Consider the following 25628-nt stretch of genomic DNA (forward strand, 5'->3'; position numbering starts at 1 on the left):
GATCCCCTCTTCGTCAGGAAGAGGGGATTGCGGCCGGATTTACGAAAGGATCCAGAGAGAGATCCCAGGAATTAACGCAATGGCGAACCAGGTCAAAACAAGCGCAATGAGATAGGGCACCACATGTTTCACTATTCGCAAATAGGGAATACCGGTCATGCCACTGGCCACGTAAAGATTCAAACCATAGGGCGGTGTAATGAAGCCAATGGAAGCACCCACCAGGAAGATCACTGCAAACTGGATCGGATCAACACCGATCGAGGCCGCTATGGGCGCCAATATGGGCGCCAGTATCACCGTGACGGGCAGACTCTCGAGTACCGCCCCGACCAGAAAGACTATTGCCATACAGGCAAACAATATGGGATAAAAGCCGCCAAATGAAGTAATCACTTCAGTCAAAAAGGCTTTGGCTCCCAGCAGTGACAGCACCTGCTGCATGACCACCGAGACCGCGATCAAGGGCGCCAACATACCGGTAATTTGGCCCGAGCGCATCATGATTTTCGGCAAGTCTTTGATACCGAACTTCCGTGTAACCAACAACCCGGCAATCAGACAGAAGCCGGTGGTGACCCCTGCCGCTTCGGTCGGCGAAAAAGAGCCGGTATAGAGACCAAGCAGCACAATCCCCATCGCCATAAACCCAAGCCACGCCTTGGCGCCGGTCTTGACGATACGTTTGGGACTGAACTTAATGAGATCCCCCCATCCATTGCGCCAGGACACAAAATAACAGGTGACCATCATAGCGAAAACCATCAGCGCACCAGGGATCATGCCCGCCATAAAGAGCTCGCCAATCGGCAGATTCATCATAAAGCCGTAAACGATAAAGATAATACTGGGGGGAATAATAATCCCCACAACGCCACCGGCGGCCACCGTAGCTGCGGCAAACTCTTCGTTGTAATTACCCTTCTTCATCTCAGGGTGCATGATGCTGCCTATGGTTGCGGTGGTGGCAGAATTTGATCCCGAGATCGCCGCAAACATGCCGCAGGCACCCAGAGCCGCCATCCCCAATCCCCCACGCATAAAGCCTAGACAGGCGTAAGCAAAGTCGGACAAACGCTTGGCGATACCGGCTGCGTTTATCAGGTCTCCGGTGAGGATAAACAAAGGTAACGCCAGCAGCCCATAGAAGTTCAGCCCCTCATAGAGGGTCACACCGACATTGGCCAGGGTGAAGTCGATCACCAAGCTGACACCGATCACCCAAAAGGAGATCACCAGGAAGATAGGCACACCAAGCAGAAAAAAACCGGTGATGCCCAAACTGATCAAACCAATCCATAATCCGTCCATTACCGAGCTCCTCAATCACCAAAGGTGGCGGCTTGCACAGCTAAAGGCCGGCCCGCTTTAAAGTCATGGTAGTCACTCACCAGATTCTGGGTGACGCGCACCAACAGTAGCGCCCACGCGCACGGCGTGGCGAGATAGAACCACCACTGCATCACATTATCGGTGCCCTGGACAATCGAGAAGTTATCGTAAGCGATATAGACCTGTTCAACAGAGAAAAAGATCACCACAGCTCCCATAACGAACCAGAGCACGGCATCCAGAATGAGACATCCGAACTGGGCGCCATAAGACAGCCGTTCTCGCATCTCGGTAAAGCGCAGGTGGGAGCGTTTCAGCGTATTGTAGGAGGCCCCCATCCAAGCAAGCCACAGGAACAGATAGATCGGTATCGTAGTGCTCCAGGCCGATTGCTCATTAAACAAAAATCGCCGGATGACCTCGACAAAGATAATACCTGTCATTGACCCGTAGGAGACTATGATTAAAAATCTCTCGATATTTTGAAAAGCCCAGTAAAGTGCCTTGCCCACTTTCATATGCACCCTCCCTTTGGCTTCACCCGATAGGGTCTTCCCGCTGTCTGGCGAGATAGCGCCCTGTTTTGCATTCGACTCTAACGTCGCCATAACCCAACCACCTTTAACTCTATACCAGCGAACATAGGCCCGCGAACATAACGCCGGTTACCCTCAGATAAACCGGCATCTTTAGTCACCTAAAAGGAGTAAGACAAAAGGGGTTAGGCGTTTTTCCACCAGCGACGGGGCTCGACATTCTCGGCAAGTGTGTCCAGAGGAATTTCACGAGCGATCTTGTGGATCTCGGTATAGGTATCGATACCACCAGCCCACTTGTCGAGACGTTCGCGCCATTCCACCCAGGGCTCAGGGTTGAATTCAGGCGCACAGATACGTTCGGCTTTAGCACGCACTTCATCCGACAGGGGCGCAACACGCACGCCGTGCTGGGCGAACAGAGTACCCGGCAGCGACGGTACCGTTGCACCCACGGTATTCACCAGTGCCGCCTCCTGGGCCGCCTGGATTTTAACCTGGGTCAGATAAGCAGACTCCATCACCGCTTCCTGCAGCGCCGGACTCATACTATCGAAGACCTTGGCATCCATCATGGTGGCTTCGGTGCCACAGAAGAGGCGCAGGTCGACCGACTGAGAGATTACCGGTGACATGTTGGCGTAACCCACCGCACCCGCCCAAGTCTCGGCACCATCGATCAGCCCCGACTTGAGGCCATCCAGGGTTTCAGACCAGGCGATAGGCACCGGATTGAGTTCCAGCAACTGCATGGCGATACGACCAAGCTGGGTACCCGTAACACGGTTCTTAGTACCTTTTAACACATCGATATCGGTAATCAGAGGCCTGTCTTTCCAGCCCAGTCCCATCTGCAAACCACGCAGCTCACAATGAGAAAACAGGAACTGCAGCCCATGCTTTTTCTTTAGCGGGTCACGTAGCAGGCGCTGGCTGTCGGGATGGTAAAGGAAGTGGTACTGCGAAGCCCGTGTCGGGAACATATAGGCGTAATCGAGCACATTCAAATAGGGAGCGGCACCGGCAGAGTTCTGGGTAGACGCCGTAAACATCTCGATGATGCCCTGCTGGGTCTTCTTGACACAGTCCAGCTGGCCACAAATTTGGTTATCGCCGATAAATTCGACTCGAATCTCGCCATCGGTACGGTCTTCTATATCGCGGGCAAAATCCAAACAACCGGCACGCTCGATCAGCAGGTTATTCTCGTTAAACCCAGACGCACCGAACTTCAGGGTATGTTTGGCCTCTTTTTTATTACGGCGGTTGGCAGTGGACTCTGCAGCCTGCGCCAGTTGCGGCAGGGTGAAACTGCCCAGCGCGGTGGCCGCCAGCATGGTGGAACTCATGCCATAGGTCGCCGCCACACGGAAAAAATCCCGACGCGAGACGCTGTCGGGCTTCTTGTCTGAGAAGGGGTTTGCTTTCGCCATGATAGACATCCTGAATTATATTTTTTAGTTTCCGGATTGCACTGGTCAGCCTTTGACCATGCACCCAATAGACCACAAAATACCATTACAAGCAATACTTTTTGATAAGATTAGTCTCGATATATATAATTTTTGTTATTTTTATTACTGCCTTGAACCGAGCCAGATGCTTTATTTCATCAAAGAACCTCGACTGAGGCACGTCACTACCCCCACATTCCCGGCATATCGCCGCATAATCAGTGATTTGCAATAAAGAATCTGAGTACAGAGAAGATTCGCCAACCGGGCACACTTGGGGCAGTGCAAAAAATAGTATCAATTAACAATATTATTGAGACTTTCTTCGGCCTATGATGTCGCCTAACACTGCAACCAGGCACAGGATCGAAAGCATGCCCGATTCAACCAGCAAGGACACAGGGTCATCCATCCTGCGCGCACTGAACATTCTGGAGATTGTCTCCAACACACCACAGCCGATGACGCCAGCGGAGATCAACCGCTCCCTCAAGCTGCCCAAGCCCACCATCCACCGCCTGTGCAGCCAACTGGAAGAGGCCGGCTTTCTGCAGCCGCGTCTGGATGGCCGCGGTCTGCTGCCAGGCCCCAAGCTGAACAAGATTGCCCTGGGCGTCCTCAGCAACAACGACTTCCTGCGCACACAGCGCCATGTGATCCTGCAGCGCCTGTCGGAGAAGCTCGGCGAAACCTGCAACATATCCATCCCCAGCGGCGGCGAAATGATTTACTTCGACCGCGTTGAAACTCACTGGCCGTTGCGGGTTCAGTTGCAGATCAACGACCGGGTACCGCTGCACTGCACCGCCAGTGGCAAACTGTTTCTCAGCGAGCTGTCGAGCATCAAACGTTCCCGCCTGCTGGCACGCCTGCCGCTGGACAGCCACACCCCCAACACCCTGACCTCCGCCGAAGCCCTGAAACCGGAGTTGCGCCAGATCCGCCAAAACGGCGTCGGTCTTGATAACGAGGAGTTTCTGCAGGGCATGATCGCGGTGGCCGTGCCCATCCGGGACAGCGAAGGCCGCCTCTACGCCGCGCTGGCGATGCACGCCCCCACGGCGCGCCTCTCCCTTGCCCAAGCACAGGAACACGTGCCCGCGATCCGTGAGGCCGCCGCCGAACTGGCACTGCTGATGGACGAAGAGCAAAACGAGCGCGCCACAGACACCGACTGAGAGCAGCCATAAAAAAGCCACGGCTGTTTCCAGCCGTGGCAATACCGCAGATCTCTCGCTAAAGGCTGTAACTGACCCTTAGTGGCAGGCTTGCACCAGCCTGCATAGCCGCATGCAGGCCCGCTAATACCAGTGCCAGCAATCCCCTACCCCATTGACGCCGACAGCGTAACTGCCGCCATGGCATCCGCTTTCATCATGTCCGCCGCCTTCTCGGCGATCATGATGGTGGGGGCATTGGTATTGCCGGAGACGATAGTCGGCATAATGGACGCATCCACCACCCGCAGCCCCTCAATGCCATGCACCCGCAAGCGCGCATCCACCACCGCCATATCGTCGTGACCCATTTTGCAGGTACCCGTGGGATGGTAAATGGTCGTGGCACGGTTACGGGCGTACTCCAGCAGCTCGGCATCGGTCTGATGCTGCATGCCGGGCTCGTGCTCTTCCTTGATAAGCGGTGCCAGCGCCGGCGCATTAATGATCTGGCGCGTGATCTTTATCGACTCTATGGCCGTCCGCTGATCTTCTTCGGTGGCCAGGTAATTCGGATGAATCGCCGGGTAGTCCGCCGGGTTCGTGCTCTTGAGCGCAATATGACCAGTACTGGTCGGGCGCAACTGGCACACAGAAGCCGTAAAGGCCGAGAAGCGGTGCGTACCATCGGCCGGCTTGTCGGCACTCAGCGGCTGCAGATGGTACTGAATATCGGGTCTTTGCGGGCTTAGCGGGGTTTTGGTAAAGATATACACCTGACTGGCCGCCATGGTCAGCGGGCCGGTACGGAACATGGCGTACTCGAGCCCCATCATCACCTTGCGCAGCGGGTTATTAACCTCATCGTTCAGGGTAATGGGCTTGTTGACCTTGTAGATGGTACGGATCTGCAAATGGTCCTGCAGGTTGCGGCCCACGCCCGGCAGATGCTTGACCAGCGGAATCTTGTGCCTTGCCAGCTCACCCTTGTCGCCAACGCCTGAAAGCATCAGCGTCTGCGGCGAGTTGATCGCACCGGCCGACAGCACTACTTCCCGCCGGCAGCGAATACTGTGCATCTGCCCCTTGATGGTCACCGTTACGCCCACCACCCGATTGCCTTCAAATTCGATGCGGTGCACCAGCGCCCGGGTCACCGCATGCAGGTTCGGACGTTTCAGCGCCGGGCGCAGAAAGCCCACCGCCGTGCTGCAGCGGGTACCGGTGCGCTTGATGGTCAACTGGAAGTAACCCACACCTTCCTGAGTTTCACCATTGCAGTCATCGTTGCGCGGAATACCCACCTGCTGGGCGGCATCGATAAACTTGTCACAAATTTCACGCTTTACGCGGATATTGGATACCGACAGCGGACCGCCCACGCCATGATAAGCATCGGCACCGCGCTCCTGATCTTCGGACTTGATGAAATAAGGCAGCACCTCCTTGTAAGACCAACCCTCATTACCCTGCGCCGCCCAGTCATCGTAATCCTCTTTCTGACCGCGAATATACAGCAGGCCATTGAGCGAACTGGAGCCTCCCAACACCTTGCCCCGCGGCCACTGCAACTGGCGGCCATTGAGGCCTGGGTCTGGCTCGGTCATGTAGCACCAGTCGGTTTTGGGATTATGCATGGTCTTGAAGTAGCCGATCGGCACATGAATCCAGGGATTCGTATCCCGCCCCCCCGCTTCGATCAGCAGTACAGAATGTTCAGGGTTTTCCGACAGACGGCTTGCCATTACACAGCCGGCGGAGCCTGCGCCGATCACAATGTAGTCATAGGCAGAATCTAGAGACATCAGTCATACCATCCATTTTTATTTTTAATCAACAACTTACCCAGCCAACACGCGTATTTCCGCGACCTGTTGGGTGAGAATCCTGAATCTGAGCAGGCATCAAACTGACAAAAAATGATCACTGATTACCCGTTTCGATAACTGGAGTATCGTTTCCACAAAGAAACAAATCAACACTTTTATTAAAAAGTGAAATTTAGAGTCTCATAATTAATGATTTATGTAATTTATTGGCTTAGTATGGGTTAAGTATCCGGTAACCCAGTTATAGGACGGATATAGACCTGGGTCGCAGACGGGCTCGCCGCAGAGCCCAGAGCCCAGGACCCCTGGCGACTTTTCGGATTAACCCTCCGCAAGACGCCTGGCAGCAGTCAGCACAGCCAGGCGTATATAATCACTAAAAATAATGGCGGGTATGCACATGTCAGCACTCTTTCACCTGGACAGAAACAACAACGCCACGCTGCAAAAACAGATCCGCGAGCAGCTGGTCACCGCCATTCTGGGGGGCTACCTGCCGCTGGATGAGCCACTGCCCTCAAGCCGCAGCCTGGCCAAAACACTCAATGTCGCACGCAACACCATAGTGCTGGTATACGATGAGCTGGCCACCGACGGCTACCTGACATCCAAGGAGCGCAGCGGCTATTTCGTCAATCCGCAGTTTGTCGCCGGCAAGCTGGAAAAGGACAGCAAAAACGCGCCCCAAAGCGACAGCTGCGACAAGGTCGACTGGTCAAAGCGGTTCAAGGTCAAACCTGCAGTACAGGCAAACCCAAGCCTGGCCCATGCCTGGCACTCCCACCCCTACCCCTTTATTTACGGTCAGCTGGACTCAGCCCTGTTCCCGATCGACAACTGGCGCAAGTGCTGGCGCGATGCCGTCAGCGTGCAGGCGATTCGCGACTGGTCATCGGATCGCTATGACAGCGATGACCCCATGCTGATCGAACAGCTGCAAAAGCGCATATTGCCGAGCCGTGGCATCCAGGCCGAGAAGGACGAAATACTGGTCACCATCGGTTCCCAACAGGCGCTCTACCTGCTGGCCCAGCTGCTGCTGGACGACAGTACCTGCTTCGGTATCGAAGACCCGGGCTATACCAGTGCCGGGCACATAGGCGCGCTCTTTGGCGCCCGGGTGAAAAGTCTCGCAGTGGATGAAAACGGCCTGGTCGTTGACGAGCAGCTGGACAGCTGCGATGCCCTCTACATCACGCCGAGCTATCAATGCCCCACCACCGTTACCATGCCACTGGAACGGCGGCGCACCCTGCTCGACAAGGCACTGCAACACGACTTCATCGTGGTGGAAGATGACTACGAAATGGAGATCAATTTTGAATCCAACCCGACACCGGCGCTGAAAAGCCTCGATAAGCACGACCGGGTACTTTATATCGGCAGCCTCTCCAAGACCCTGGCACCGGGACTGCGCATGGGATTCATGGTCGGCCCCAAGGCCCTGATACAGGAAGCCCGCAACCTGCGCCAGCTGATGCTGCGCCACCCACCACTGAACAATCAGCGCGCCGTGGCGCTCTTTCTGGCCCAGGGCTATCACGATGCTCTGCTGCGAAAGCTCGCCCGAAAATTCCACCAGCGCAGTGAGATCATGGCCCAGGCGCTGAACACCTACCTGCCCGGCAGCTATATTCTGCCCTCGGGCGGATCTTCGTTCTGGTGCACTCTGCCTGGCGGGATCAATGCCGCCGAGCTCAAGCGAGTCGCCGCGCAAAAAGGCATTCTGATCATTTCCGGCGACAGCTATCACTACGCCGACGACCTGCCGCAGAACTGCATCAAGCTGGGCTTTTCCGCCATAGCCCCCGAGGCCATCGAGCCCGGCATCCGCATTCTGGCGCAACTGATTCAGGACATGAGCGCTGCAGATTAAGGCGGGAGCAAGGGGAAAGGAGAAAGGGGAAAATAAAAAAGAGAGAACGAGAGACGGGCGAAAGGCGAAAGAATTGAAGCGGGAATAAAACAGCAACGCAGCGCCAAAGCGCTGCGTCCGTTAAGGCTTAGCGCAGCAACAGTAGCGGGCTGCGGGTATTGTTAAGCATGTTGCGGGTCGTACTGCCCACCAATAGCTGGCGAATACGCGAATGACCGTAGGCCCCCATCACGATCAGATCGATGTTGTTGTCGGCCTGATAGGCGTGCAGTACCGGCTCGACATCACCGCTTTTCAATACTGCAGTCACCGCAAAGTTAGCCTTTTCCAGCGTGCTGCGCGCACCATCCAGCGCCAGACGATGTTCCGCCGTGTCCGCCCCCACCATCACCAGATGACAGGGTAGTCCCCGAAACAGCGGACTGGCCGCCAGCATCTCGACGCCCTTGAGGGTGGTGGCACTGCCATCAAAGGCGAGCATAAAGCTTTTGGGTTCGGAAAATTCGCCGGGAATGGCCAGAATCGGTCTGTGCATGGTGCGAATCACACTCTCGACATGACTCCCTACCGGCATGCCGGGGCTATGACTGTGGGTACTGTGCAGACCGAGTACCAGCAGGCGGATGTCCGCTTCGAGCTCACCCAGACTTTCGGCCAGGTCACCGTGGCGTTGCATCAGGGCGGGCGCCTCAACGCCGCTGTTACGGGTCCGCTCTGCGGCGGCATCCAGCATGGCCTTGCCGGCTTCGATCGCCAGGCGACCACGCTTTTCATCCAGTGAGGCCAGCTCTTCGAGCAGGTGCTCGCGACTGCCCAGACCAATATTGCCGCTGAGATCCACTTCAGCCGCCTTGTCAGGACGGTCCAGTACATGCAGTAGCACCAGCGGCGCCTCCAGACGTCGACTGGCCCAGCTGGCGCTGTCGCACACCGCCGCCGCAGACTGCATGGCACCGATACAGGCAAATACTTTATTCATACATGGTCACTCCCTGTACAGCATTGGACGGGGCTCTTAACCTGGCGTTCGCATTGGGCCCTGGTTCCAGAGAAAGAACCCAGAATGAAGCATCTCTGCATCACCCATTAACCCGCCGGGCTAATAATCTGCCCGCGGTCGCCCTGCCTGTGGCACACCGCAGAGTTCAACCATAGCATGCCTGTGCGAGCAGAAAAGCCCCCAGGGTCAAGTTGTTACGCTGTTAAATCAGCCTGCAACCGAGGGCATCAGTGCCCGATGAGTTCATCCACATTGCCAGGCTTGTCGTACTGGCCAAAGCGGTCAACGATGGTCCGGCTGGCTTCATTCAGACCACAGACTTCCACCTCGGTACCTTCGCGGCGGAACTTGACGACCACCTTGTCGAGGGACGAGACGGCGGTGATATCCCAGAAATGCGCATGGGTGACATCGATCACCACCTTGTCGAGCACTTCCTTGAAATCGAACGCAGCGATGAATTTGTCCGCCGAGACGAAGAACACCTGCCCCGAGACACGGTATTCACGCAGCGACTGGGTTTCATCCACATGGGTATCCACCCGCATGTAGTGCCCGACCTTGCTGGCGAAGAACATGGCGGCCAGCAACACACCAACGAAAACGCCGTAGGCCAGGTTGTGGGTAAACACCACCACCACCACGGTCGCGATCATGACGATGTTGGTCGACAGCGGGTGCTGCTTGAGATTGCGGATCGAATCCCAGCTGAAGGTACCGATGGAGACCATGATCATCACCGCCACCAGAGCCGCCATCGGAATCTGTGCTACCCACTCATCGAGGAAGACCACCATGACAAGCAGCAACAGACCCGCGGTCAGGGTCGACAGGCGGGTGCGGCCACCGGATTTCACGTTGATCACCGACTGGCCGATCATGGCGCAGCCCGCCATGCCACCGAGCAGACTGGAGGCAATATTGGACACGCCCTGCCCCTTGCACTCGCGGTTCTTGTCACTGGAGGTATCGGTCAGGTCATCAACGATGGTGGCGGTCATCATGGATTCCAGCAGACCCACCACGGCCATGGCGGCGGCGTAGGGGAAGATGATCTGCAGGGTTTCAAAGTTCAGCGGCACATCCGGCCAGAGGAAGATCGGCAGAGTATCGGGCAGCTCGCCCATATCACCGACGGTACGGATATCCAGCCCCAGATACATCGACAGGCCAGTCAGCGCCAGGATGCACACCAGCGGTGACGGCACCGCACGGGTCACGTAGGGAAACAGATAGATAATGCCAAGCCCCCCTGCAGTCATGGCATAGACATGCCAGGTCACATCGATCAGCTCGGGCAACTGCGCCATAAAGATCAGAATTGCCAATGCATTGACGAACCCTGTGACCACCGAGCGGGACACAAAGCGCATCAGACTGCCGAGCTTCAGATAACCGGCCCCGATCTGCAGCACCCCGGTCAGCAAGGAGGCGGCCAGCAGATACTCAAGCCCGTGATCACGTACCAGAGTCACCATCAGCAGCGCCATGGCACCGGTCGCCGCCGAGATCATGCCGGGACGGCCGCCCACAAAGGCAATCACCACCGCAATACAGAAGGACGCGTACAGACCCACCTTGGGATCTACACCGGCGATGATCGAAAAAGCGATCGCCTCGGGGATCAGGGCCAGCGCTACCACAGCGCCCGCCAGCAGATCGCCACGCGTGTTGGAGAACCAGTGCCGTTGCAAAGAGTTAATCATCCGTTATCCGTCAGGTCATCAAGCTTGGAACAGCACCGCCATGCTGTCACCGGGAATAGAAGAGGTGCGAAAGGTGCCGGCTGAGCCTGCGACCTTCGCGGTCTGTGGTTCGCGCAGAACCAGCTGTAAAACGCAGAAAAAGTGCCGACACAGCGCGGCCAGAGCAACCGTTTTTTTTGCATGTGCACAAAGCGCGGCTACGTTACCGGCTTGTGCCTGAAGCGTCAAGTCGGCCACAGCCGCGACGTTTAAGCTGCAATACCCAAGCAGCGACCAAAAGGAAGGGCTGCAACCTTCGAGCCTGCCGCCCCGTCATCTACCGAAGAAAGGCTTAGTGGCCGCGCTCCAGCATCTCATCCACCATCGCCTTTTCCGTGCCCAGATCGTCCGTATCGGCAGTGCTGCGCGGCAATATCAGGTTCAGAATAATGGCCGCAAAACCGCTCAGCGCGACGCCCTGCAGACTCGTTTCACCCTGGCCTACGACCATGCCGCCAATGCCGAACACCAGCACAGTGGCAACAATGACCAGATTGCGCTGCTCGCTCAGATCAACCTGCGCCTTGATCAGGGTATTCATGCCCACCGCGGCAATGGAGCCGAACAGCAGGATCAGAATGCCCCCCATCACCGGGGTTGGAATGGTCTGCAGCAAAATGCCGATCTTGGCTATAAAGGCCAGAGCGATAGCAAAGACCGCAGCCCAGGTCATCACCACCGGGTTAAATGCACGGGTCAGCATGACCGCGCCTGTCACTTCCGAATAGGTCGTATTCGGCGGTCCGCCAAGCATGGCGGCGGTAGAGGTTGCGATACCGTCCCCCAGCAGGGTGCGGTGCAGGCCGGGCTTTTTCAGGTAGTCTTTGCCCGTCACGCTGCTGATGGCCAGCACATCACCGACATGCTCAATCGCAGGCGCTATGGCAACCGGCAGCATGAAGAGGATCGCCTGCCAGTTGAGTTCCGGCGCCACAAAGGCCGGCACCGAGAACCAGGCCGCCTGCTGCACCGGCGTGTAATCCACCATGCCCATCAGGTTGGCCAGCAGGTATCCGACCAGTACGCCGGAGAGGATAGGTACCAGGCGAAAGATACCGCGGGCAAACACCGCTACTACCAGGGTGGACAGCAGCGCCGCCATGGACACCAGCATGGCATCAGCGTACGGGAACAGCTCGAAAGCGCCATCGCCGCTTTTGCCCATGGCCATGTTTACCGCCACCGGCGCCAGCCCCAGGCCAATCACCATGATAATGGGGCCCGTCACCACCGGCGGCATCAGCCGATGAATAAAACCGACACCGCGAAGCTTCACCGCCAGCGACAGCAGCAGATACAGCATCCCGGCCGCCATAAGCCCGCCCATGGTGGCGGGAATGCCCCAGGTCTGGACGCCGTAGATGATGGGCGCGATAAAGGCGAAGGACGACGCCAGGAAGACCGGCACCGTCCGCTTGGTGGCGATCTGAAACAGCAGCGTGCCGGCACCGGCGGTAAACAAAGCAACGCTCGGATTCAGCCCGGTCAACAGCGGCACCAGCACCAGGGCACCGAAGGCCACGAACAGCATTTGCGAACCGGCCAGCGCACCGCGCCATCCGCTCAGGTGATATTCACCGTGGTGAGACATGGTTCAGTTCCCCTCAGGTACCGAAGATTTTGTCACCGGCGTCACCAAGACCCGGAATGATGTAGCCGTGTTCATCCAGGTGACTGTCAACGGACGCCGTGAAGATATCCACGTCCGGGTGTGCTTCCTGCACCTTCTTGAGACCTTCAGGTGCTGCCACCAGAATCAGCGTGCGGATACTGGTGCAACCCGCTTTCTTCAGCATATCGATGGTGGCGATCAGGGAACCGCCCGTCGCCAGCATTGGATCAATGATCAGCGCCATGCGCTCTTCAATATCGTTGGCCAGCTTTTCAAAGTACGGCACCGGCTCCAGGGTTGTCTCGTCACGGTACAGACCGACAACGGATATTTTGGCGGCGGGCACCAGTTCCAGCACGCCATCGAGCATGCCGATGCCGGCGCGCAGAATCGGCACCACGGTGATTTTCTTGCCCTTGATGCGCTCCGCCGTCATGGCGCCACACCAGCCGTCCACCTGATAGGTTTCCAGCTCCAGGTCTTTGGTCGCCTCGTAGGTCAGCAGACAGCCAACCTCAGACGCCAGCTGCCGGAAACTGCGGGTACTCAGACCGGCGGCCCGCATCAGACCCAGCTTGTGGCGGACCAGTGGGTGGCGGATTTCGTGAACGCTCATGCACAAACCTCTTTGACGACAGTTAGAATCCGCTCAGCAAGCCGGACCCCATGTTAAACCAGCGACCTGAAACCCGTGCCAGCACCAGGGCTGCCACCGGCATCGAACACAAAGGCGGCATCCTGCGAATACCGTCCCAGCCCCGATTTATACAGCAATTGTCGTGCCGGTCAGAAAATGTGGGTGCATCCTAGCCAAAAGGCGGGAATTTGTCATCCGCCGGTCGGCTTGCCATCTGACCGGTCAGTCAGTATTGTGAGCCCGATGAGCCGCACCGGGCCCATCGCCCGGCGCCTGAACACTTTTATCTATTCTGACGCCTGATCCCATGCCCAATACCGACCTGGACCATATCCGCGAGGTTTACGCCCAAGCGGACCTGCTGCACAGCGCCTGCGAGGTGGAAGCCGCCATCGACGCCATGGCCGACGCCATCAGCCTGACCCTGCACGATCGCAACCCCGTTCTCTTCAGCATCATGAACGGCGGCCTGGTGATTGGCGGCAAATTGCTGACACGGCTCGAATTCCCGCTCGAAGCCAGCTATCTGCACGCGACCCGTTATCGCAACAGCACCCGCGGCTTCGGGCTGGAATGGAAGGTCCCGCCCATGGTGGAGTTCAAGGACCGCCCGGTGCTGATCATCGACGACATTCTGGATGAAGGTCACACCCTGGCGGAAATCATCGACCACTTTGAGCGTGAAGGCGCCGCCGAGGTCTATACCGCGGTACTGGTCGACAAGATGCATGACCGCAAGGCGCGCCCGGGCATGAAGGCAGACTTCGTCGGCCTCAACGCCGAAGACCGCTACCTGTTTGGCTTTGGCATGGATTATCACGGTTACTGGCGCAATGCGCCGGGCATCTTCGCCGTCAAGGGCATGTAATCAAGGGGCAAGGAAGTTTCCGCCCGGGCTTGGGAGCCTGAACACAAAAAAGCCGACGATGGGCAACACTGCCCTCGCCGGCTTTTTTACGACAACCGTCTGAGTATCAGGGGTGCAGCTCGTCGAACAGGGCGACAAACTCCTGCGTCAGCTTGTGACTGGGTGCCATATGAATCAGCGGGCGCGACTCATTATGGGACTCACGCATCTTCACCGAGGATGATATCTTGCTGCTGAGCATTGGCAGATTTTCCGCCATCAGATCCGCCACCATCTTTTGCGGCAGGGTTGCCCGCGGCTGATACTGGTTCACCACTATGCCCTCGACCCGCAGCTGAGCGTTGTGGTCCTGCTGGGTTTCGCGCACATTATCCATCAGGCTGTACAGCGCCTGGCGGGCAAATTCGTCACAGTCAAACGGGATCAGGCAGCGATCCGCCGCCACCAGTGCAGACAGGGTGAAGAAGTTGAACGCCGGCGGCGTATCGATGTAAATGGCATCGTAGTCGTCCAGCTGACTCAGGGCATCGCGCAGCTTGTAGATCTTGTGCTTGGACTCGAGCTTGGCCTGCAGATCGGTAACATCCGGGTTGGACGGAATCAGAAACAGGTTTTCATAGGGCGTTTCGTGCACAAACTCATCGGGCCCGGCCGTCTTCAGCTGAAAGCTCAGCATCTGCTCGAAAAAGTCCCGGATATCCGTCTGGGTGTGGGCCGCGTTCTCGCCCAGCAGATAGTGGGTCGAGTTGCACTGTGGATCCAGGTCGATCACCAGCGTTTTCAGACCCCGGGTCGCGCTGATGGCGGCCAGGTTGGTGGTGATGCTGGATTTGCCCACACCGCCCTTCTGGTTAAAGACAACTCGTTTCATCGAATCCTGTTCTCCGAAATCGACATCATCCCTGCGACAGCAGTTTGCGCAGGTCGATGATGGCCGCATTAGCGCGGGAAATATAAGACGCCATCACCAGAGAGTGGTTGGCGACCAGACCGAACTCGCTGCCGTTCAGCACCATCGGACTCCAGATGGTTTCCTGGGTGGATTCGAGCTCGCGCACGATCTGCTCCAGACTCACACGGGCATTCTTCTTCTCCAGCGCGACGGCAAAATCAGCATCCACCGCCTGCAAAATATGAATCAGCGCCCAGGCTGTACCGCGAGCCTCATAGAAGACATCATCCAGTTCCAGCCAGGACGTCTGTATATCCTGTTCGGCCATGCCCTGGGTCGACTGGCGCGCATCGATTTCACCGGCCAGATCCGTATTCAGACGGCGTTGACCGACGCTGGCACTGAGGCGCTGCGACAGACTCCCCAGGCGAGTGGAAACATCCCCCAGCCAGTTGTTCAGGTTGTCGGCACGGGCATAAAACTGTGACTGGGTCTGGGCCGGGTCAGCCAGGCGCAGCTGATACTGGCGCATGTGCTTGACCGCCTTGCGGTATTCACCCTCGGTGGAGGGCAGCAGCCAGCTCTTGTTGTTGAAGTGCAGCAGCGGTTCGGCCTTCGCCAGGTCCCCATCTTCCGTTGACTGCGACTGCGAGCGACTGAAATCCTTGCGCAGGGCACGGCTCAGATCCCGCGCCTGTACCAGCACACCGAACTCCCAGTTGGGCACGTTATCGAGCCAGATACCCGGCGGCAGTCTGTCGTTACTCAGGTAGCCGCCCGGCTTGTTCAGCAGGGTTTCGACAATTTCGATCAGTGCACCACTGGTGTGCGAACCCACCGCAGGCGCGGCACCCTCATGGGGCACGGCCTTGGCCTCAACATCAAAACGCGCCGGTTCCCAGCTCCAGTACAGGCCCACCACCAGTGCGCTCAGTAAATAAAGCCCCAGCAATACGCCTATCCCCTTGAGCCAGGCCGAAGACCCAGGGCCCGCCGCTATCCGATCCCATATGCCCAGCCACCAACGCTGCAGTTTTTCCAATGCCGTTCCCTTAATAACCTGGATGTGCTCTGAATGCTGCACCGCACTATCACTGATTTGCCCAACAGCGTCAACGCCCGGCCCCCGGCACCCCGGCTGGGTTCTGGCGCAAAAAGCGCTCAATGGACAAAAAAACATCACCAATGATGGACAACAGACCGGGAAATCTAGGTTAACTTCGTTGAAATAGCCGCTAACGCCGCAAATTATGGCTTGCGATAGACACTGCCTCCGGATTCATGCAAACTATGCGATCTAACCTCCTGTATGTCGCAAGTCTGTTGATTTTTGAGGCTTTATTGATGGCAAAAATACTGGTGCTGCACGGCCCCAACCTGAACCTGCTCGGCACCCGGGAACCCGGAATTTACGGTGCTACCACGCTGGCGGACATCAACCGTTCGCTGGAAATGCAGGCACAGGCCGCCGGCCACCAGCTGAGCCATCTGCAAAGCAATGCCGAATATCAGCTGATCGACCGCATCCATGCTGCCCGGGATGAAGGCGTCGCCTTTATCATTATCAACCCGGCGGCATTCACCCATACCAGTGTCGCACTGCGCGATGCCCTGCTGGGGGTGGATATTCCGTTTTACGAAGTCCACCTGTCCAATGTGCACGCACGCGAGGCATTCCGGCACCATTCGTATTTTTCGGATGTCGCCAGGGGCGTGATCTGCGGCTTCGGCAGCCAGGGGTACAACTTTGCATTGCAGGCTGTCGTAGACGGTCTGGCATAACTCACGCGGGGTCTGATCGTCGCCGGACAGGCTCCTGAACCCACTTCCGCCACTTCAAGAATTTAAAAAGAGATCATAATGGATATCCGCAAAGTCAAAAAACTGATCGAACTGCTGGAAGAGTCCAACATCAACGAAATCGAAATCAAGGAAGGTGAAGAGTCCGTGCGCATCAGCCGCATGGCTCAGTCCGTCCCTGCCCAGATGATGATGCCGGCCGGCTACCCGCAGATGGCCATGGCGCCTGCGCCTGCTGCTGCTGCTGCCGCAGCACCCGTTGCTGTCGCTGAGCCTGCCGCGGCAGAATTTAACGGCCACGTTGTGCTCTCGCCGATGGTCGGCACCTTCTACCGTTCGCCGTCACCAAGCTCGCCACCCTTTGTTGAAGTGGGCAAGACCGTCAAGGCCGGTGATGTGATCTGCATCGTTGAAGCCATGAAGATGATGAACCAGATTGAAGCCGACAAGTCCGGCGTGATCGAAGCCATTCTGGTTGAAGAGGGCCAGCCGGTCGAATACGACCAGCCTCTCGTCACCATCGTCTAAGCGCCTCTTCGCCAGATCAAGGAATTTACCCGATGCTTGAAAAAGTCGTCATCGCCAACCGAGGCGAAATTGCGCTGCGAATTCTGCGAGCCTGCAAAGAGCTGGGTATCAAAACCGTCGCGGTGCACTCCGTTGCTGACCGTGACCTGATGCATGTGCGCCTGGCAGACGAGGCCGTCTGCATTGGCCCGGCTCCGTCCAAAAACAGCTACCTGAACATTCCGGCGATCATCAGCGCCGCCGAAGTGACCGATGCCAGCGGTATTCACCCCGGCTACGGCTTCCTGGCGGAAAATGCCAACTTCGCCGAACAGGTTGAACGGTCAGGCTTCAAGTTCATTGGCCCAAGTTCCGAAACCATCCGCCTGATGGGCGACAAGGTTTCAGCCATCAGGGCCATGAAAAAGGCCAAGGTACCGACAGTGCCGGGCTCCGATGGCCCGCTGCCCGAAGACGCCGATGAAGTTCACGCCATCGCCCGCCGTATCGGCTACCCGGTGATCATCAAGGCCGCCTCCGGTGGTGGTGGTCGCGGCATGCGCGTTGTCCACACGGAAGCGGCACTGCTGAATTCCATCCATGTTACCCAGTCCGAAGCTGCCGCCGCCTTTGGCGACGATACGGTCTACATGGAGAAGTTCCTCGAGAACCCGCGCCACGTGGAAGTCCAGGTTCTGGCCGATGGCCAGGGCAATGCGATTCACCTGTATGACCGCGACTGCTCCATGCAGCGCCGTCACCAGAAGGTGGTTGAGGAAGCGCCCGCGCCCCATATCGACGAAGAGGCGCGCCAGCGCGTGCTGAAGTCCTGCGTGGATGCCTGCATCACCATCGGCTACCGCGGCGCCGGCACCTTCGAGTTCCTGTATGAAAACGGTCACTTCTACTTTATCGAAATGAACACCCGCGTTCAGGTTGAGCATCCGGTCACCGAAATGATCACCGGCGTCGATATCGTCAAGGAACAGCTGCGTATCGCCTCCGGCCTGCCGCTGTTCTACAAGCAGGAAGATATAGTCGTACGCGGACATTCCTTTGAATGCCGCATCAACGCCGAAGACCCCAAAACCTTCCTGCCAAGCCCCGGCACCGTGAAGCACTTTCACACGCCGGGCGGTTTTGGCATCAGGGTCGATTCGCATCTGTACAACGGCTACACAGTGCCGCCGCACTACGACTCACTGGTCGCCAAGCTGATCACCTTCGGTGACAGCCGTGAAATCGCCCTGACCCGCATGCGCAATGCACTGGACGAAATGCTGGTAGAAGGCATTCGCACCAACATCCCGCTGCATCAGGAGATCGTGCGCGACACCAACTTCGCCCAGGGTGGTGTGAATATTCACTACCTGGAGAAGAAACTGGGTCTGTAAAGTCCCAGGACCACAGCCTGCCGGAATTCCTGCGCGAATCCCGGCAGGCCCGAAAAGCCCGCACTCGCGGGCTTTTGCGTATAGAGCGCAACATCTTTGCGGTGCAATGCGTAGCACGGGAAAGCCGCAAGGTTTCCTGTGTCGCATGAATCAGCCATACTCAGCTATAACACTTACGAATACGGATCCGCCATGCCCTGGCTACAAATCAAGCTCTCCATCGAACCGGACGCCGCCGAGCAGTATGAGGACATTCTGCTGGCCGCCGGTTGCGCCGCCGTCACCTACCAGGACTCGGCCGACGAGCCCATTTTCGAACCGGACCTGGGCACTACGCCACTGTGGTCGAACACCACCATCACAGGCCTGTTCGCTACCGAACATGACCTGGAAGAGACCACCCGCTTCGTGCACCAGGCACATGAGCAGCTCTTCGCCGGCACCCCCATGCCAGAGCTCAAGGCTGAAATCCTTGAAGACAAGGACTGGGAGCGGGAGTGGATGGTCAACTATCACCCCATGCGTTTTGGGCAGCGCCTGTGGGTGTGCCCGAGCTGGCGCGAAGCGCCTGATCCCGATGCCGTCAACATGATGCTGGACCCGGGCCTCGCCTTCGGAACCGGCACCCACCCCACCACGGCACTCTGCCTGGAATGGCTGGACGGCGAGCCGCTGGAAGGCAAACAGGTTATCGACTACGGCTGCGGCTCCGGCATTCTGGGCATTGCCTCCCTGCTGCTGGGTGCACGCCATGTGCTGGCGGTCGATATAGACGTCCAGGCGCTGCAGGCAACCAACAGCAATCTGGAGCGCAACAAGCTCGACCCCGCGCGCCTGCACACCTGTCTGCCACCTGCGGCACCGGAACTCGAAGCCGACCTGCTGGTCGCCAACATCCTCGCAGGCCCGCTGGTCGAACTGGCACCGACACTGGCCGCACGTGTGCGCAGCGGCGGACGCATCGCGCTTTCAGGTCTGCTGGAACGTCAGGCCGGCGATATTGGCGCCGCCTACGGTCAGTGGTTCAAACTGGATCCGGTTGCTGAACGCGAAGGCTGGATCAGGATCTCCGGCACGAGGTTATAACCCATGAACGGCGGCATCGTCACCGAATGTCCGGAGTGTGAAACACGCTTCAATGTCAGCGATGGCCAGCTCAGGCTGGCCGATGGCAAGGTTCGATGCGGTGCCTGCCTGCGGGTATTCGATGCCCGGGCACACCAACCCTACACCGGGACACAACACTCACAGCCTGACACCAGCAGCGGTGGTAATGCCGAAGAAGGACCCGCGCCGCAGGAATACTCGCTGCATGTGCGCTATGCGCAAGCTCCCAAGGTCAGCTCGGCGGCACAAGCACAGCGTCCAGCAGAGCCGGTGAATCCGGTGGACGACCCGGCCGTCTTTGACCCCGATGCACCATTGGAAGTCAGCAGCCCCGCCGAAGCTCCACAGGATCGACCGCAGCGCAACTGGCGCAGGACTGCCCCCCAGAAGCCCTCGACACCCATTCCGATCGCCAGCTTTCTGCGCACACCGGCACAGGATGCTCCATCTGAAGAGCTGCCTGAACAGACACCCATCACGCAGCCAGGCACGCACAAGCCCCCAGCCACCGGCGAATACGGCCCGCACAGTATCACCGAACCCGCGTCTGCCCCCATTGCAGCTGGCGAACCCGCCTGTGACCAGGGCGGGCCGGCCGAGAAGGTCGCTCTTGCTGAACTTGAGCCTGAGCCTGTCGTGGAATTGGCTTCTGCCCCCCCTATGCCTGCTCACAGTTCACAGGAACAGGAACAGGAACAGGAACAGCCTGCTCCCTCTAGCACACAGCCTGAGCCTGCCATCATTACGGCGACCGAAGCCGACAGCCCGCCTGCACATGCACAGCCCAGGCCCCCCGCAGCGCCCGTGCAGACTGAATTTCAGCCGGTGCCACAGGTCGCACCGCAACCACACTCGACGCCCCAGCCACAGGGGCTGGCCGCACTGCAGGATCTGCACGCCGAACCACTGGAGCTTAGGCACCCGGTAACGCCCACAACCCCCGGCGCCGTGCTCGGCTGGAGCCTTGGCTGCCTTGCAGCCGCTGTACTGCTGACCTCACAGCTGGCCTGGTTCAATCGTATCGAGTGGTCCCGCGAACCGCTGCTGGCAGACGCCTATGACATTTTGTGTCATCAGCTTGAGTGTGCCATACCGCCCTACCAGGCGGTGGAGCTGATTCACAACCGTCAGCTGGTCGTGCGGGCTCACCCCCGCTATGAGGATGCCCTCAGCATCGACCTGCTGCTGGAAAACACCGCGAGTTTCCGCCAGCCCTTCCCCGCCATCGAGCTGAGCTTTTCCGACATTCGCGGTCGTACCGTCGCCCGTCGCGTGCTACAACCGCAGGACTATCTGGACGATATACTGGACCCGCTGAAGATGCCGAATTCGCAGCCATTCCAGGTCAATCTGGCGATACTGGATCCGGGCCGGCGCGCCGTCAGCTATGAGGTTCAGCTAGCACCAGCCCAGCTTTAGCGCAAGCGCGTTTTTGTTCATTTTTTCATCAGATACGGGTTGGACGCGTTCGCCTGAAGCGGTATCATTGCCCACCTTCCTTGAGTGAACCAGGTTCGAAGCCCATTTGGGTTTTGCGGTGTTTTTTTCTCTGAAAAAAGGTCCTCCATGTTCCGAATCGGCCCCTATACCATTGACAGTCAGGTAATTCTGGCACCAATGGCAGGTGTTACCGACAGACCCTTTCGTCAGCTCTGTCGACGACTGGGTGCCGGCATGGTGGTGTCCGAAATGGTGACCTCCGATACAAGGCTATGGAACAGCCGCAAGTCCATCAACCGCCTCAATCATACCGGTGAACCCGAACCCCGTTCGGTTCAAATTGCCGGTGGTGACCCTGAGATGATGGCGCAGGCAGCGCGCATGAACGTGGAGCGCGGTGCCCAGATCATCGACATCAACATGGGCTGCCCGGCCAAAAAGGTCTGCAACAAGGCGGCGGGATCCGCCCTGCTGCAGGATGAACCCCTGGTACGCAGTATCCTGCATGCCGTGGTCGGGGCCGTTGATGTACCTGTTACCCTGAAAATCCGTACCGGCTGGAATACCAGCAACCGCAACGGACTCAATGTGGCAAAGATCGCGGAAGATGCAGGTATCAGCGCCCTGGCCGTGCACGGCAGAACACGCGCCTGCAGCTACAAGGGCGAGGTCGAATACGACACCATCAGAGACATCAAACAGGCCGTATCACTGCCGGTATTCGCCAACGGCGACATTCGCACCCCGGAACAGGCCCGCAAAGTGCTGGACTATACCGGTGCCGATGCGGTGATGATCGGCCGCGCCGCCCAGGGTCGCCCCTGGGTACTGCGCGAAATCGATCACTTCCTGCGCTTTGGGCGCAGGCTGGAGGCGCCGGGCCTGGCTGAAATCAAGGGAATTCTGCTCGAGCATGTGCAGGGACTACACCAGTTTTACGGTGACTACATGGGCGTGCGCATCGCACGCAAGCATGTGGGCTGGTACCTGCAGGCCGAACAGGGTGGCAGTTGCTTTAGACAAGCATTCAATCAGTTGGAAACAGCAGACGACCAGTTCGCCGCTATTGACGACTTTTTTGCCCAGTGGGCACAAAGCGGCACAGCGGCCTGATCACAGGCAATGGACAGACACGCAAAGTGGATATTAAAGAACTTAAACAGCCGACACTTGCCACGCAACAGCCACAGGACACGCGCAATCAAACGCTGCGTGACAATGTGCACCAGTCTCTGACGCACTACTTCAAGCAGCTGGACGGCCAGCCGGTGACCGACGTCTACCAGATGGTTCTGGCGGAAGTCGAAGCACCGCTGTTCGAAACCGTGATGGCCTATACCAAGGACAACCAGACCAAGGCTTCCCAGCTGCTCGGTCTGAACCGCGGTACCCTGCGCAAGAAGCTGAAGCAGTACGGACTGCTGTAATAGATTCACTTCGTTAACCGGAAACCGGAAACCCGAACTACCATGGCAGAGCAACACAGCACCCAGGTTCGCCGCGCACTGATCAGCGTGTCGGACAAGACCGGCATCGTCGAATTTGCACGGGCCCTCGCGGCCCAGGGCGTCGAAATCCTCTCCACCGGCGGCACCTTCAAGCTGCTGCGCGAGCAGAACATCAACGCCGTTGAAGTATCCGACCACACCGGCTTTCCCGAAATGATGGACGGGCGCGTCAAAACCCTGCATCCGAAAATTCACGGCGGCATTCTGGGCCGCCGCGGCATCGATGATGGCGTTATGCAGGACCATGGCATAGCGCCAATCGATATGGTGGTGGTCAACCTCTACCCCTTCGCCCAGACCATTGCCAGGACGGATTGCGATCTGCCAATGGCAATCGAGAATATCGATATCGGCGGCCCCACCATGGTGCGTTCTGCTGCCAAAAATCATAAGGATGTTGCCATCGTCGTTAATTCGAGCGATTACGACGCCATCCTGGCGGAACTGAAAGATGCCGGCAGTCTGAGTCACAAGACCCGCTTCGATCTGGCCGTGAAGGCCTTCGAACACACGGCCGCCTACGACGGCATGATTGCCAACTTCCTGGGCGCCATCGTCGATGGTACTGAAGAGGCGCCGGCCGAGTTCCCGCGTACCTTCAACACCCAGTTCGTCAAGGCACAGGACATGCGCTACGGCGAGAACCCGCATCAGAAAGCGGCCTTCTACGTTGAAGCCAATCCGGCGGATGTTGGCATTGCCACCGCCCGTCAGTTGCAGGGCAAGGAACTGTCCTACAACAATGTCGCCGATACCGATGCCGCCCTTGAGTGCGTCAAGAGCTTCGTCAAGCCGGCCTGCGTTATCGTCAAGCACGCCAACCCCTGCGGTGTGGGCGTAAGCCCCGAAGGCGGCATTCGCCAGGCCTACGAACTGGCCTACGCCACCGATACCGAATCGGCCTTCGGCGGCATTATCGCCTTCAACCGCGAGCTCGATGCCGACACGGCCCAGGCCATCGTCGACCGCCAGTTCGTTGAAGTCATCATTGCCCCCAGCATCAGCCAGGAAGCCCGTGCCGTGGTTGCCGCCAAGGCCAATGTACGCCTGCTGGAATGCGGTCAGTGGTCCGCCGAGCGTATCAACGATCTGGACTACAAGCGCGTCAACGGCGGCCTGCTGGTACAGAGCCGTGACACCGGCATGATCACGGCCGCCGACCTCAAGATCGTGACCCAGCGCGCGCCAAGCGAAGCTGAAGTACACGACCTGATCTTCGCCTGGAAAGTGGCCAAGTTCGTCAAGTCCAACGCCATCGTCTACGCCAAGAACCGTCAGACCGTCGGTGTCGGCGCCGGCCAGATGAGCCGCGTCAACTCCGCCCGCATCGCCGGCATCAAGGCGGAACACGCCGGGCTGCAGGTTGAGGGCGCGGTCATGGCCTCCGACGCCTTCTTCCCGTTCCGCGACGGTATCGACAATGCAGCCAAGGCCGGTATCACCGCGGTGATCCAGCCCGGCGGCTCCATGCGCGATGACGAAGTGATCAAGGCTGCCGACGAAGCCGGCATCGCCATGGTCTTCACCGGCATGCGTCACTTCCGCCACTAAGGCGTGCGAGGAGATTCCATGAAAGTATTGATCATCGGCTCCGGCGGGCGTGAACACGCCCTGGCCTGGAGCGTTGCACGGGACGCCGGTGTCGAGAAAGTCTTCGTGGCACCCGGCAACGCCGCGACTGCCAACGAAGCCAAGCTCGAAAACGTCGCCATAGACGTACTGGATCAGGATGCTCTGGTGGCTTTTGCCCACCAGAACGCTATCGACCTGACCATCGTCGGCCCGGAAGCACCACTGGTGGCAGGCGTGGTGGACCGTTTTCGCGCCGAAGGCCTGGCCATTTTTGGTCCCAGCGCCGCCGCTGCGCAGCTCGAAGGCTCCAAGGCCTTCACCAAGGACTTCCTGGCACGGCACCAGATTCCGAGCGGCGACTACCAGAACTTCACCGAAATAGAGCCGGCCCTGGCCTATGTACGTGAAAAAGGTGCGCCCATCGTCGTCAAGGCCGACGGTCTTGCCGCCGGCAAGGGCGTGATCGTTGCCATGACGCTGGAAGAAGCCGAAAACGCCATCCGTGACATGCTGGCGGGCAATGCCTTTGGCGATGCTGGCAGCCGCGTCGTGATCGAGGAGTTCCTCGACGGCGAAGAAGCCTCCTTTATTGTCATGGTGGACGGCGAAAACGTACTTGCCATGGCTACCAGCCAGGATCACAAGCGTGTCGGCAACGGCGATACCGGCCCCAATACCGGCGGCATGGGTGCCTATTCCCCTGCCCCCGTGGTGACGCCAGAGATCCACCAGCGCGCCATGGACGAAGTCATCATGCCCACGGTGCGCGGCATGGCGGCGGAAGGCAACGAGTACACCGGTTTCCTTTATGCCGGCCTCATGATCATGGCCGATGGCACCCCCAAGGTGATCGAGTACAACTGCCGCTTCGGCGACCCCGAGACTCAGCCCATCATGCTGCGACTCAAGTCCAGCCTGGCGGACCTGTGCATGGCGGCCATCGAGCGTCGCCTGGATCAGGTCAGCATTGACTGGGATCCGCGTCCTGCCGTGGGTGTGGTCATGGCCGCGGGCGGTTATCCCGGCGACTACCGCAAGGGGGATGTCATTTCCGAGCCCGCCCAGACCCCGGAAGGCAGCAAGGTCTTTCACGCCGGCACCGCCCTGCGCGATGGCCAGGTGGTGACAGCCGGCGGCCGGGTACTCTGCGTCACGGCACTGGGCGATAGCGTCACCGAGGCACAGCAGCGTGCCTATGCACTCTTGCAGCAGGTTAGCTGGGAAGGTGCCTACTATCGGACGGACATTGCTTACCGAGCAATTGCACGGGAACAAGCCAAGAGCTAGAAGCTAGAAGCTAGAAGCTTTTAGCCTAAGCACCAAAACAGCTGCCCCCGGGCGGCTGTTTTTGTTTATGATGAG

At 58.4% G+C, this 25628-nt stretch carries 22 protein-coding genes; 12 read left to right on the forward strand and 10 right to left on the reverse strand.

All coding sequences use genetic code 11. The features are described 5' to 3' along the window. Positions 1 to 39: 39 nt before the first annotated feature. The 3 genes from A8C75_RS17095 to A8C75_RS17105 all read right to left on the reverse strand — a co-directional run bounded on the left by A8C75_RS17095 (position 40) and on the right by A8C75_RS17105 (position 3301). Positions 40 to 1311, reverse strand: coding sequence for a TRAP transporter large permease (locus A8C75_RS17095; protein WP_067385215.1), 1272 nt, complete (start codon positions 1309 to 1311; stop codon positions 40 to 42). Positions 1312 to 1322: 11 nt separating this feature from the next. Then, entirely contained in the window at positions 1323 to 1940 is a 618-nt protein-coding gene (locus tag A8C75_RS17100) for a TRAP transporter small permease (protein ID WP_227819955.1), read from the reverse strand. A 113-nt stretch (positions 1941 to 2053) separates the two neighbouring features. After that, positions 2054 to 3301 (reverse strand): TRAP transporter substrate-binding protein, encoded by a 1248-nt coding sequence (locus A8C75_RS17105; RefSeq protein WP_067385218.1) that lies wholly within the window; start codon positions 3299 to 3301, stop codon positions 2054 to 2056. 395 nt (positions 3302 to 3696) lie between these two features. On the opposite strand from A8C75_RS17105, the gene A8C75_RS17110 reads away from it, so the two are divergent. Next, the gene (locus A8C75_RS17110; RefSeq protein ID WP_067385221.1) at positions 3697 to 4500 is read left to right on the forward strand and encodes an IclR family transcriptional regulator; all 804 of its coding nucleotides are present in this window, start codon (positions 3697 to 3699) and stop codon (positions 4498 to 4500) included. A 146-nt stretch (positions 4501 to 4646) separates the two neighbouring features. Here the strand turns inward: A8C75_RS17110 and A8C75_RS17115 are convergent, their stop codons facing one another. Continuing rightward, a complete protein-coding gene (locus A8C75_RS17115) occupies positions 4647 to 6284 on the reverse strand; it encodes a GMC family oxidoreductase (protein ID WP_067385224.1) in 1638 nt (545 codons plus the stop codon). A 424-nt stretch (positions 6285 to 6708) separates the two neighbouring features. On the opposite strand from A8C75_RS17115, the gene pdxR reads away from it, so the two are divergent. Next, a complete protein-coding gene (gene pdxR, locus A8C75_RS17120) occupies positions 6709 to 8184 on the forward strand; it encodes a MocR-like pyridoxine biosynthesis transcription factor PdxR (protein ID WP_067387474.1) in 1476 nt (491 codons plus the stop codon). Positions 8185 to 8311: 127 nt separating this feature from the next. On the opposite strand, the gene A8C75_RS17125 is transcribed toward pdxR, so the two are convergent. From A8C75_RS17125 to upp, 4 genes are all read right to left on the reverse strand, one after another. Beyond that, positions 8312 to 9163, reverse strand: a complete 852-nt coding sequence (locus tag A8C75_RS17125; RefSeq protein WP_067385227.1) for a universal stress protein — start codon at positions 9161 to 9163, stop codon at positions 8312 to 8314. A 248-nt stretch (positions 9164 to 9411) separates the two neighbouring features. Next, entirely contained in the window at positions 9412 to 10890 is a 1479-nt protein-coding gene (locus A8C75_RS17130) for a SulP family inorganic anion transporter (RefSeq protein WP_067385229.1), read from the reverse strand. A gap of 331 nt (positions 10891 to 11221) precedes the next feature. Next, the gene (locus A8C75_RS17135) at positions 11222 to 12520 is read right to left on the reverse strand and encodes a uracil-xanthine permease family protein (RefSeq protein ID WP_067385232.1); all 1299 of its coding nucleotides are present in this window, start codon (positions 12518 to 12520) and stop codon (positions 11222 to 11224) included. A gap of 13 nt (positions 12521 to 12533) precedes the next feature. Beyond that, the gene (upp, locus tag A8C75_RS17140) at positions 12534 to 13157 is read right to left on the reverse strand and encodes a uracil phosphoribosyltransferase (RefSeq protein WP_067385235.1); all 624 of its coding nucleotides are present in this window, start codon (positions 13155 to 13157) and stop codon (positions 12534 to 12536) included. Positions 13158 to 13485: 328 nt separating this feature from the next. Here upp and A8C75_RS17145 point away from each other — a divergent pair, with 328 nt between their 5' ends. After that, positions 13486 to 14046: a hypoxanthine-guanine phosphoribosyltransferase gene (locus tag A8C75_RS17145; protein WP_067385238.1), complete on the forward strand. Its 561-nt coding sequence runs from the start codon at positions 13486 to 13488 to the stop codon at positions 14044 to 14046. 106 nt (positions 14047 to 14152) lie between these two features. On the opposite strand, the gene A8C75_RS17150 is transcribed toward A8C75_RS17145, so the two are convergent. Together A8C75_RS17150 and A8C75_RS17155 are read right to left on the reverse strand one after the other, a co-directional pair. Further along, a complete protein-coding gene (locus tag A8C75_RS17150; RefSeq protein ID WP_067385241.1) occupies positions 14153 to 14917 on the reverse strand; it encodes a ParA family protein in 765 nt (254 codons plus the stop codon). Between the two features lie 25 nt (positions 14918 to 14942). After that, on the reverse strand, positions 14943 to 15980 hold the full coding sequence (locus tag A8C75_RS17155) for a DUF2333 family protein (RefSeq protein ID WP_067385244.1): 1038 nt from the start codon (positions 15978 to 15980) through the stop codon (positions 14943 to 14945). A gap of 302 nt (positions 15981 to 16282) precedes the next feature. Between A8C75_RS17155 and aroQ the strand changes: the two genes are divergently transcribed. The 9 genes from aroQ to purD all read left to right on the forward strand — a co-directional run bounded on the left by aroQ (position 16283) and on the right by purD (position 25553). Then, complete coding sequence (aroQ, locus tag A8C75_RS17160; RefSeq protein ID WP_067385247.1) at positions 16283 to 16720, forward strand: type II 3-dehydroquinate dehydratase; 438 nt, start codon at positions 16283 to 16285, stop codon at positions 16718 to 16720. A 78-nt stretch (positions 16721 to 16798) separates the two neighbouring features. Next, positions 16799 to 17266, forward strand: a complete 468-nt coding sequence (accB, locus tag A8C75_RS17165) for an acetyl-CoA carboxylase biotin carboxyl carrier protein (protein WP_067385249.1) — start codon at positions 16799 to 16801, stop codon at positions 17264 to 17266. 32 nt (positions 17267 to 17298) lie between these two features. Continuing rightward, positions 17299 to 18639: an acetyl-CoA carboxylase biotin carboxylase subunit gene (gene accC / locus A8C75_RS17170; protein ID WP_067385251.1), complete on the forward strand. Its 1341-nt coding sequence runs from the start codon at positions 17299 to 17301 to the stop codon at positions 18637 to 18639. Positions 18640 to 18831: 192 nt separating this feature from the next. Then, the gene (gene prmA, locus A8C75_RS17175) at positions 18832 to 19725 is read left to right on the forward strand and encodes a 50S ribosomal protein L11 methyltransferase (RefSeq protein WP_067385253.1); all 894 of its coding nucleotides are present in this window, start codon (positions 18832 to 18834) and stop codon (positions 19723 to 19725) included. A gap of 3 nt (positions 19726 to 19728) precedes the next feature. Beyond that, positions 19729 to 21165, forward strand: coding sequence for a DUF3426 domain-containing protein (locus A8C75_RS17180; protein WP_067385255.1), 1437 nt, complete (start codon positions 19729 to 19731; stop codon positions 21163 to 21165). Positions 21166 to 21312: 147 nt separating this feature from the next. Beyond that, positions 21313 to 22299, forward strand: coding sequence for a tRNA dihydrouridine synthase DusB (dusB, locus tag A8C75_RS17185; RefSeq protein ID WP_067385258.1), 987 nt, complete (start codon positions 21313 to 21315; stop codon positions 22297 to 22299). Positions 22300 to 22331: 32 nt separating this feature from the next. After that, the gene (gene fis, locus A8C75_RS17190) at positions 22332 to 22613 is read left to right on the forward strand and encodes a DNA-binding transcriptional regulator Fis (RefSeq protein WP_051103951.1); all 282 of its coding nucleotides are present in this window, start codon (positions 22332 to 22334) and stop codon (positions 22611 to 22613) included. A gap of 42 nt (positions 22614 to 22655) precedes the next feature. Then, complete coding sequence (gene purH / locus A8C75_RS17195; RefSeq protein WP_067385261.1) at positions 22656 to 24245, forward strand: bifunctional phosphoribosylaminoimidazolecarboxamide formyltransferase/IMP cyclohydrolase; 1590 nt, start codon at positions 22656 to 22658, stop codon at positions 24243 to 24245. An 18-nt stretch (positions 24246 to 24263) separates the two neighbouring features. After that, positions 24264 to 25553, forward strand: coding sequence for a phosphoribosylamine--glycine ligase (purD, locus tag A8C75_RS17200; RefSeq protein WP_067385263.1), 1290 nt, complete (start codon positions 24264 to 24266; stop codon positions 25551 to 25553). The last annotated feature ends 75 nt before the right edge of the window (positions 25554 to 25628 follow it).

Source organism: Marinobacterium aestuarii, assembly GCF_001651805.1.
GTDB lineage: Bacteria > Pseudomonadota > Gammaproteobacteria > Pseudomonadales > Balneatricaceae > Marinobacterium_A > Marinobacterium_A aestuarii.

Coding starts and splice junctions, on each gene's coding strand:
- A8C75_RS17095 (WP_067385215.1), bottom strand. CDS start 1,311: ATGGACGGATTATGGATTGGTTTGATCAGTTTGGGCATCACCGGTTTT.
- A8C75_RS17100 (WP_227819955.1), bottom strand. CDS start 1,940: ATGGCGACGTTAGAGTCGAATGCAAAACAGGGCGCTATCTCGCCAGAC.
- A8C75_RS17105 (WP_067385218.1), bottom strand. CDS start 3,301: ATGGCGAAAGCAAACCCCTTCTCAGACAAGAAGCCCGACAGCGTCTCG.
- A8C75_RS17110 (WP_067385221.1), top strand. CDS start 3,697: ATGCCCGATTCAACCAGCAAGGACACAGGGTCATCCATCCTGCGCGCA.
- A8C75_RS17115 (WP_067385224.1), bottom strand. CDS start 6,284: ATGTCTCTAGATTCTGCCTATGACTACATTGTGATCGGCGCAGGCTCC.
- pdxR (WP_067387474.1), top strand. CDS start 6,709: ATGTCAGCACTCTTTCACCTGGACAGAAACAACAACGCCACGCTGCAA.
- A8C75_RS17125 (WP_067385227.1), bottom strand. CDS start 9,163: ATGAATAAAGTATTTGCCTGTATCGGTGCCATGCAGTCTGCGGCGGCG.
- A8C75_RS17130 (WP_067385229.1), bottom strand. CDS start 10,890: ATGATTAACTCTTTGCAACGGCACTGGTTCTCCAACACGCGTGGCGAT.
- A8C75_RS17135 (WP_067385232.1), bottom strand. CDS start 12,520: ATGTCTCACCACGGTGAATATCACCTGAGCGGATGGCGCGGTGCGCTG.
- upp (WP_067385235.1), bottom strand. CDS start 13,157: ATGAGCGTTCACGAAATCCGCCACCCACTGGTCCGCCACAAGCTGGGT.
- A8C75_RS17145 (WP_067385238.1), top strand. CDS start 13,486: ATGCCCAATACCGACCTGGACCATATCCGCGAGGTTTACGCCCAAGCG.
- A8C75_RS17150 (WP_067385241.1), bottom strand. CDS start 14,917: ATGAAACGAGTTGTCTTTAACCAGAAGGGCGGTGTGGGCAAATCCAGC.
- aroQ (WP_067385247.1), top strand. CDS start 16,283: ATGGCAAAAATACTGGTGCTGCACGGCCCCAACCTGAACCTGCTCGGC.
- accB (WP_067385249.1), top strand. CDS start 16,799: ATGGATATCCGCAAAGTCAAAAAACTGATCGAACTGCTGGAAGAGTCC.
- accC (WP_067385251.1), top strand. CDS start 17,299: ATGCTTGAAAAAGTCGTCATCGCCAACCGAGGCGAAATTGCGCTGCGA.
- prmA (WP_067385253.1), top strand. CDS start 18,832: ATGCCCTGGCTACAAATCAAGCTCTCCATCGAACCGGACGCCGCCGAG.
- A8C75_RS17180 (WP_067385255.1), top strand. CDS start 19,729: ATGAACGGCGGCATCGTCACCGAATGTCCGGAGTGTGAAACACGCTTC.
- dusB (WP_067385258.1), top strand. CDS start 21,313: ATGTTCCGAATCGGCCCCTATACCATTGACAGTCAGGTAATTCTGGCA.
- purH (WP_067385261.1), top strand. CDS start 22,656: ATGGCAGAGCAACACAGCACCCAGGTTCGCCGCGCACTGATCAGCGTG.
- purD (WP_067385263.1), top strand. CDS start 24,264: ATGAAAGTATTGATCATCGGCTCCGGCGGGCGTGAACACGCCCTGGCC.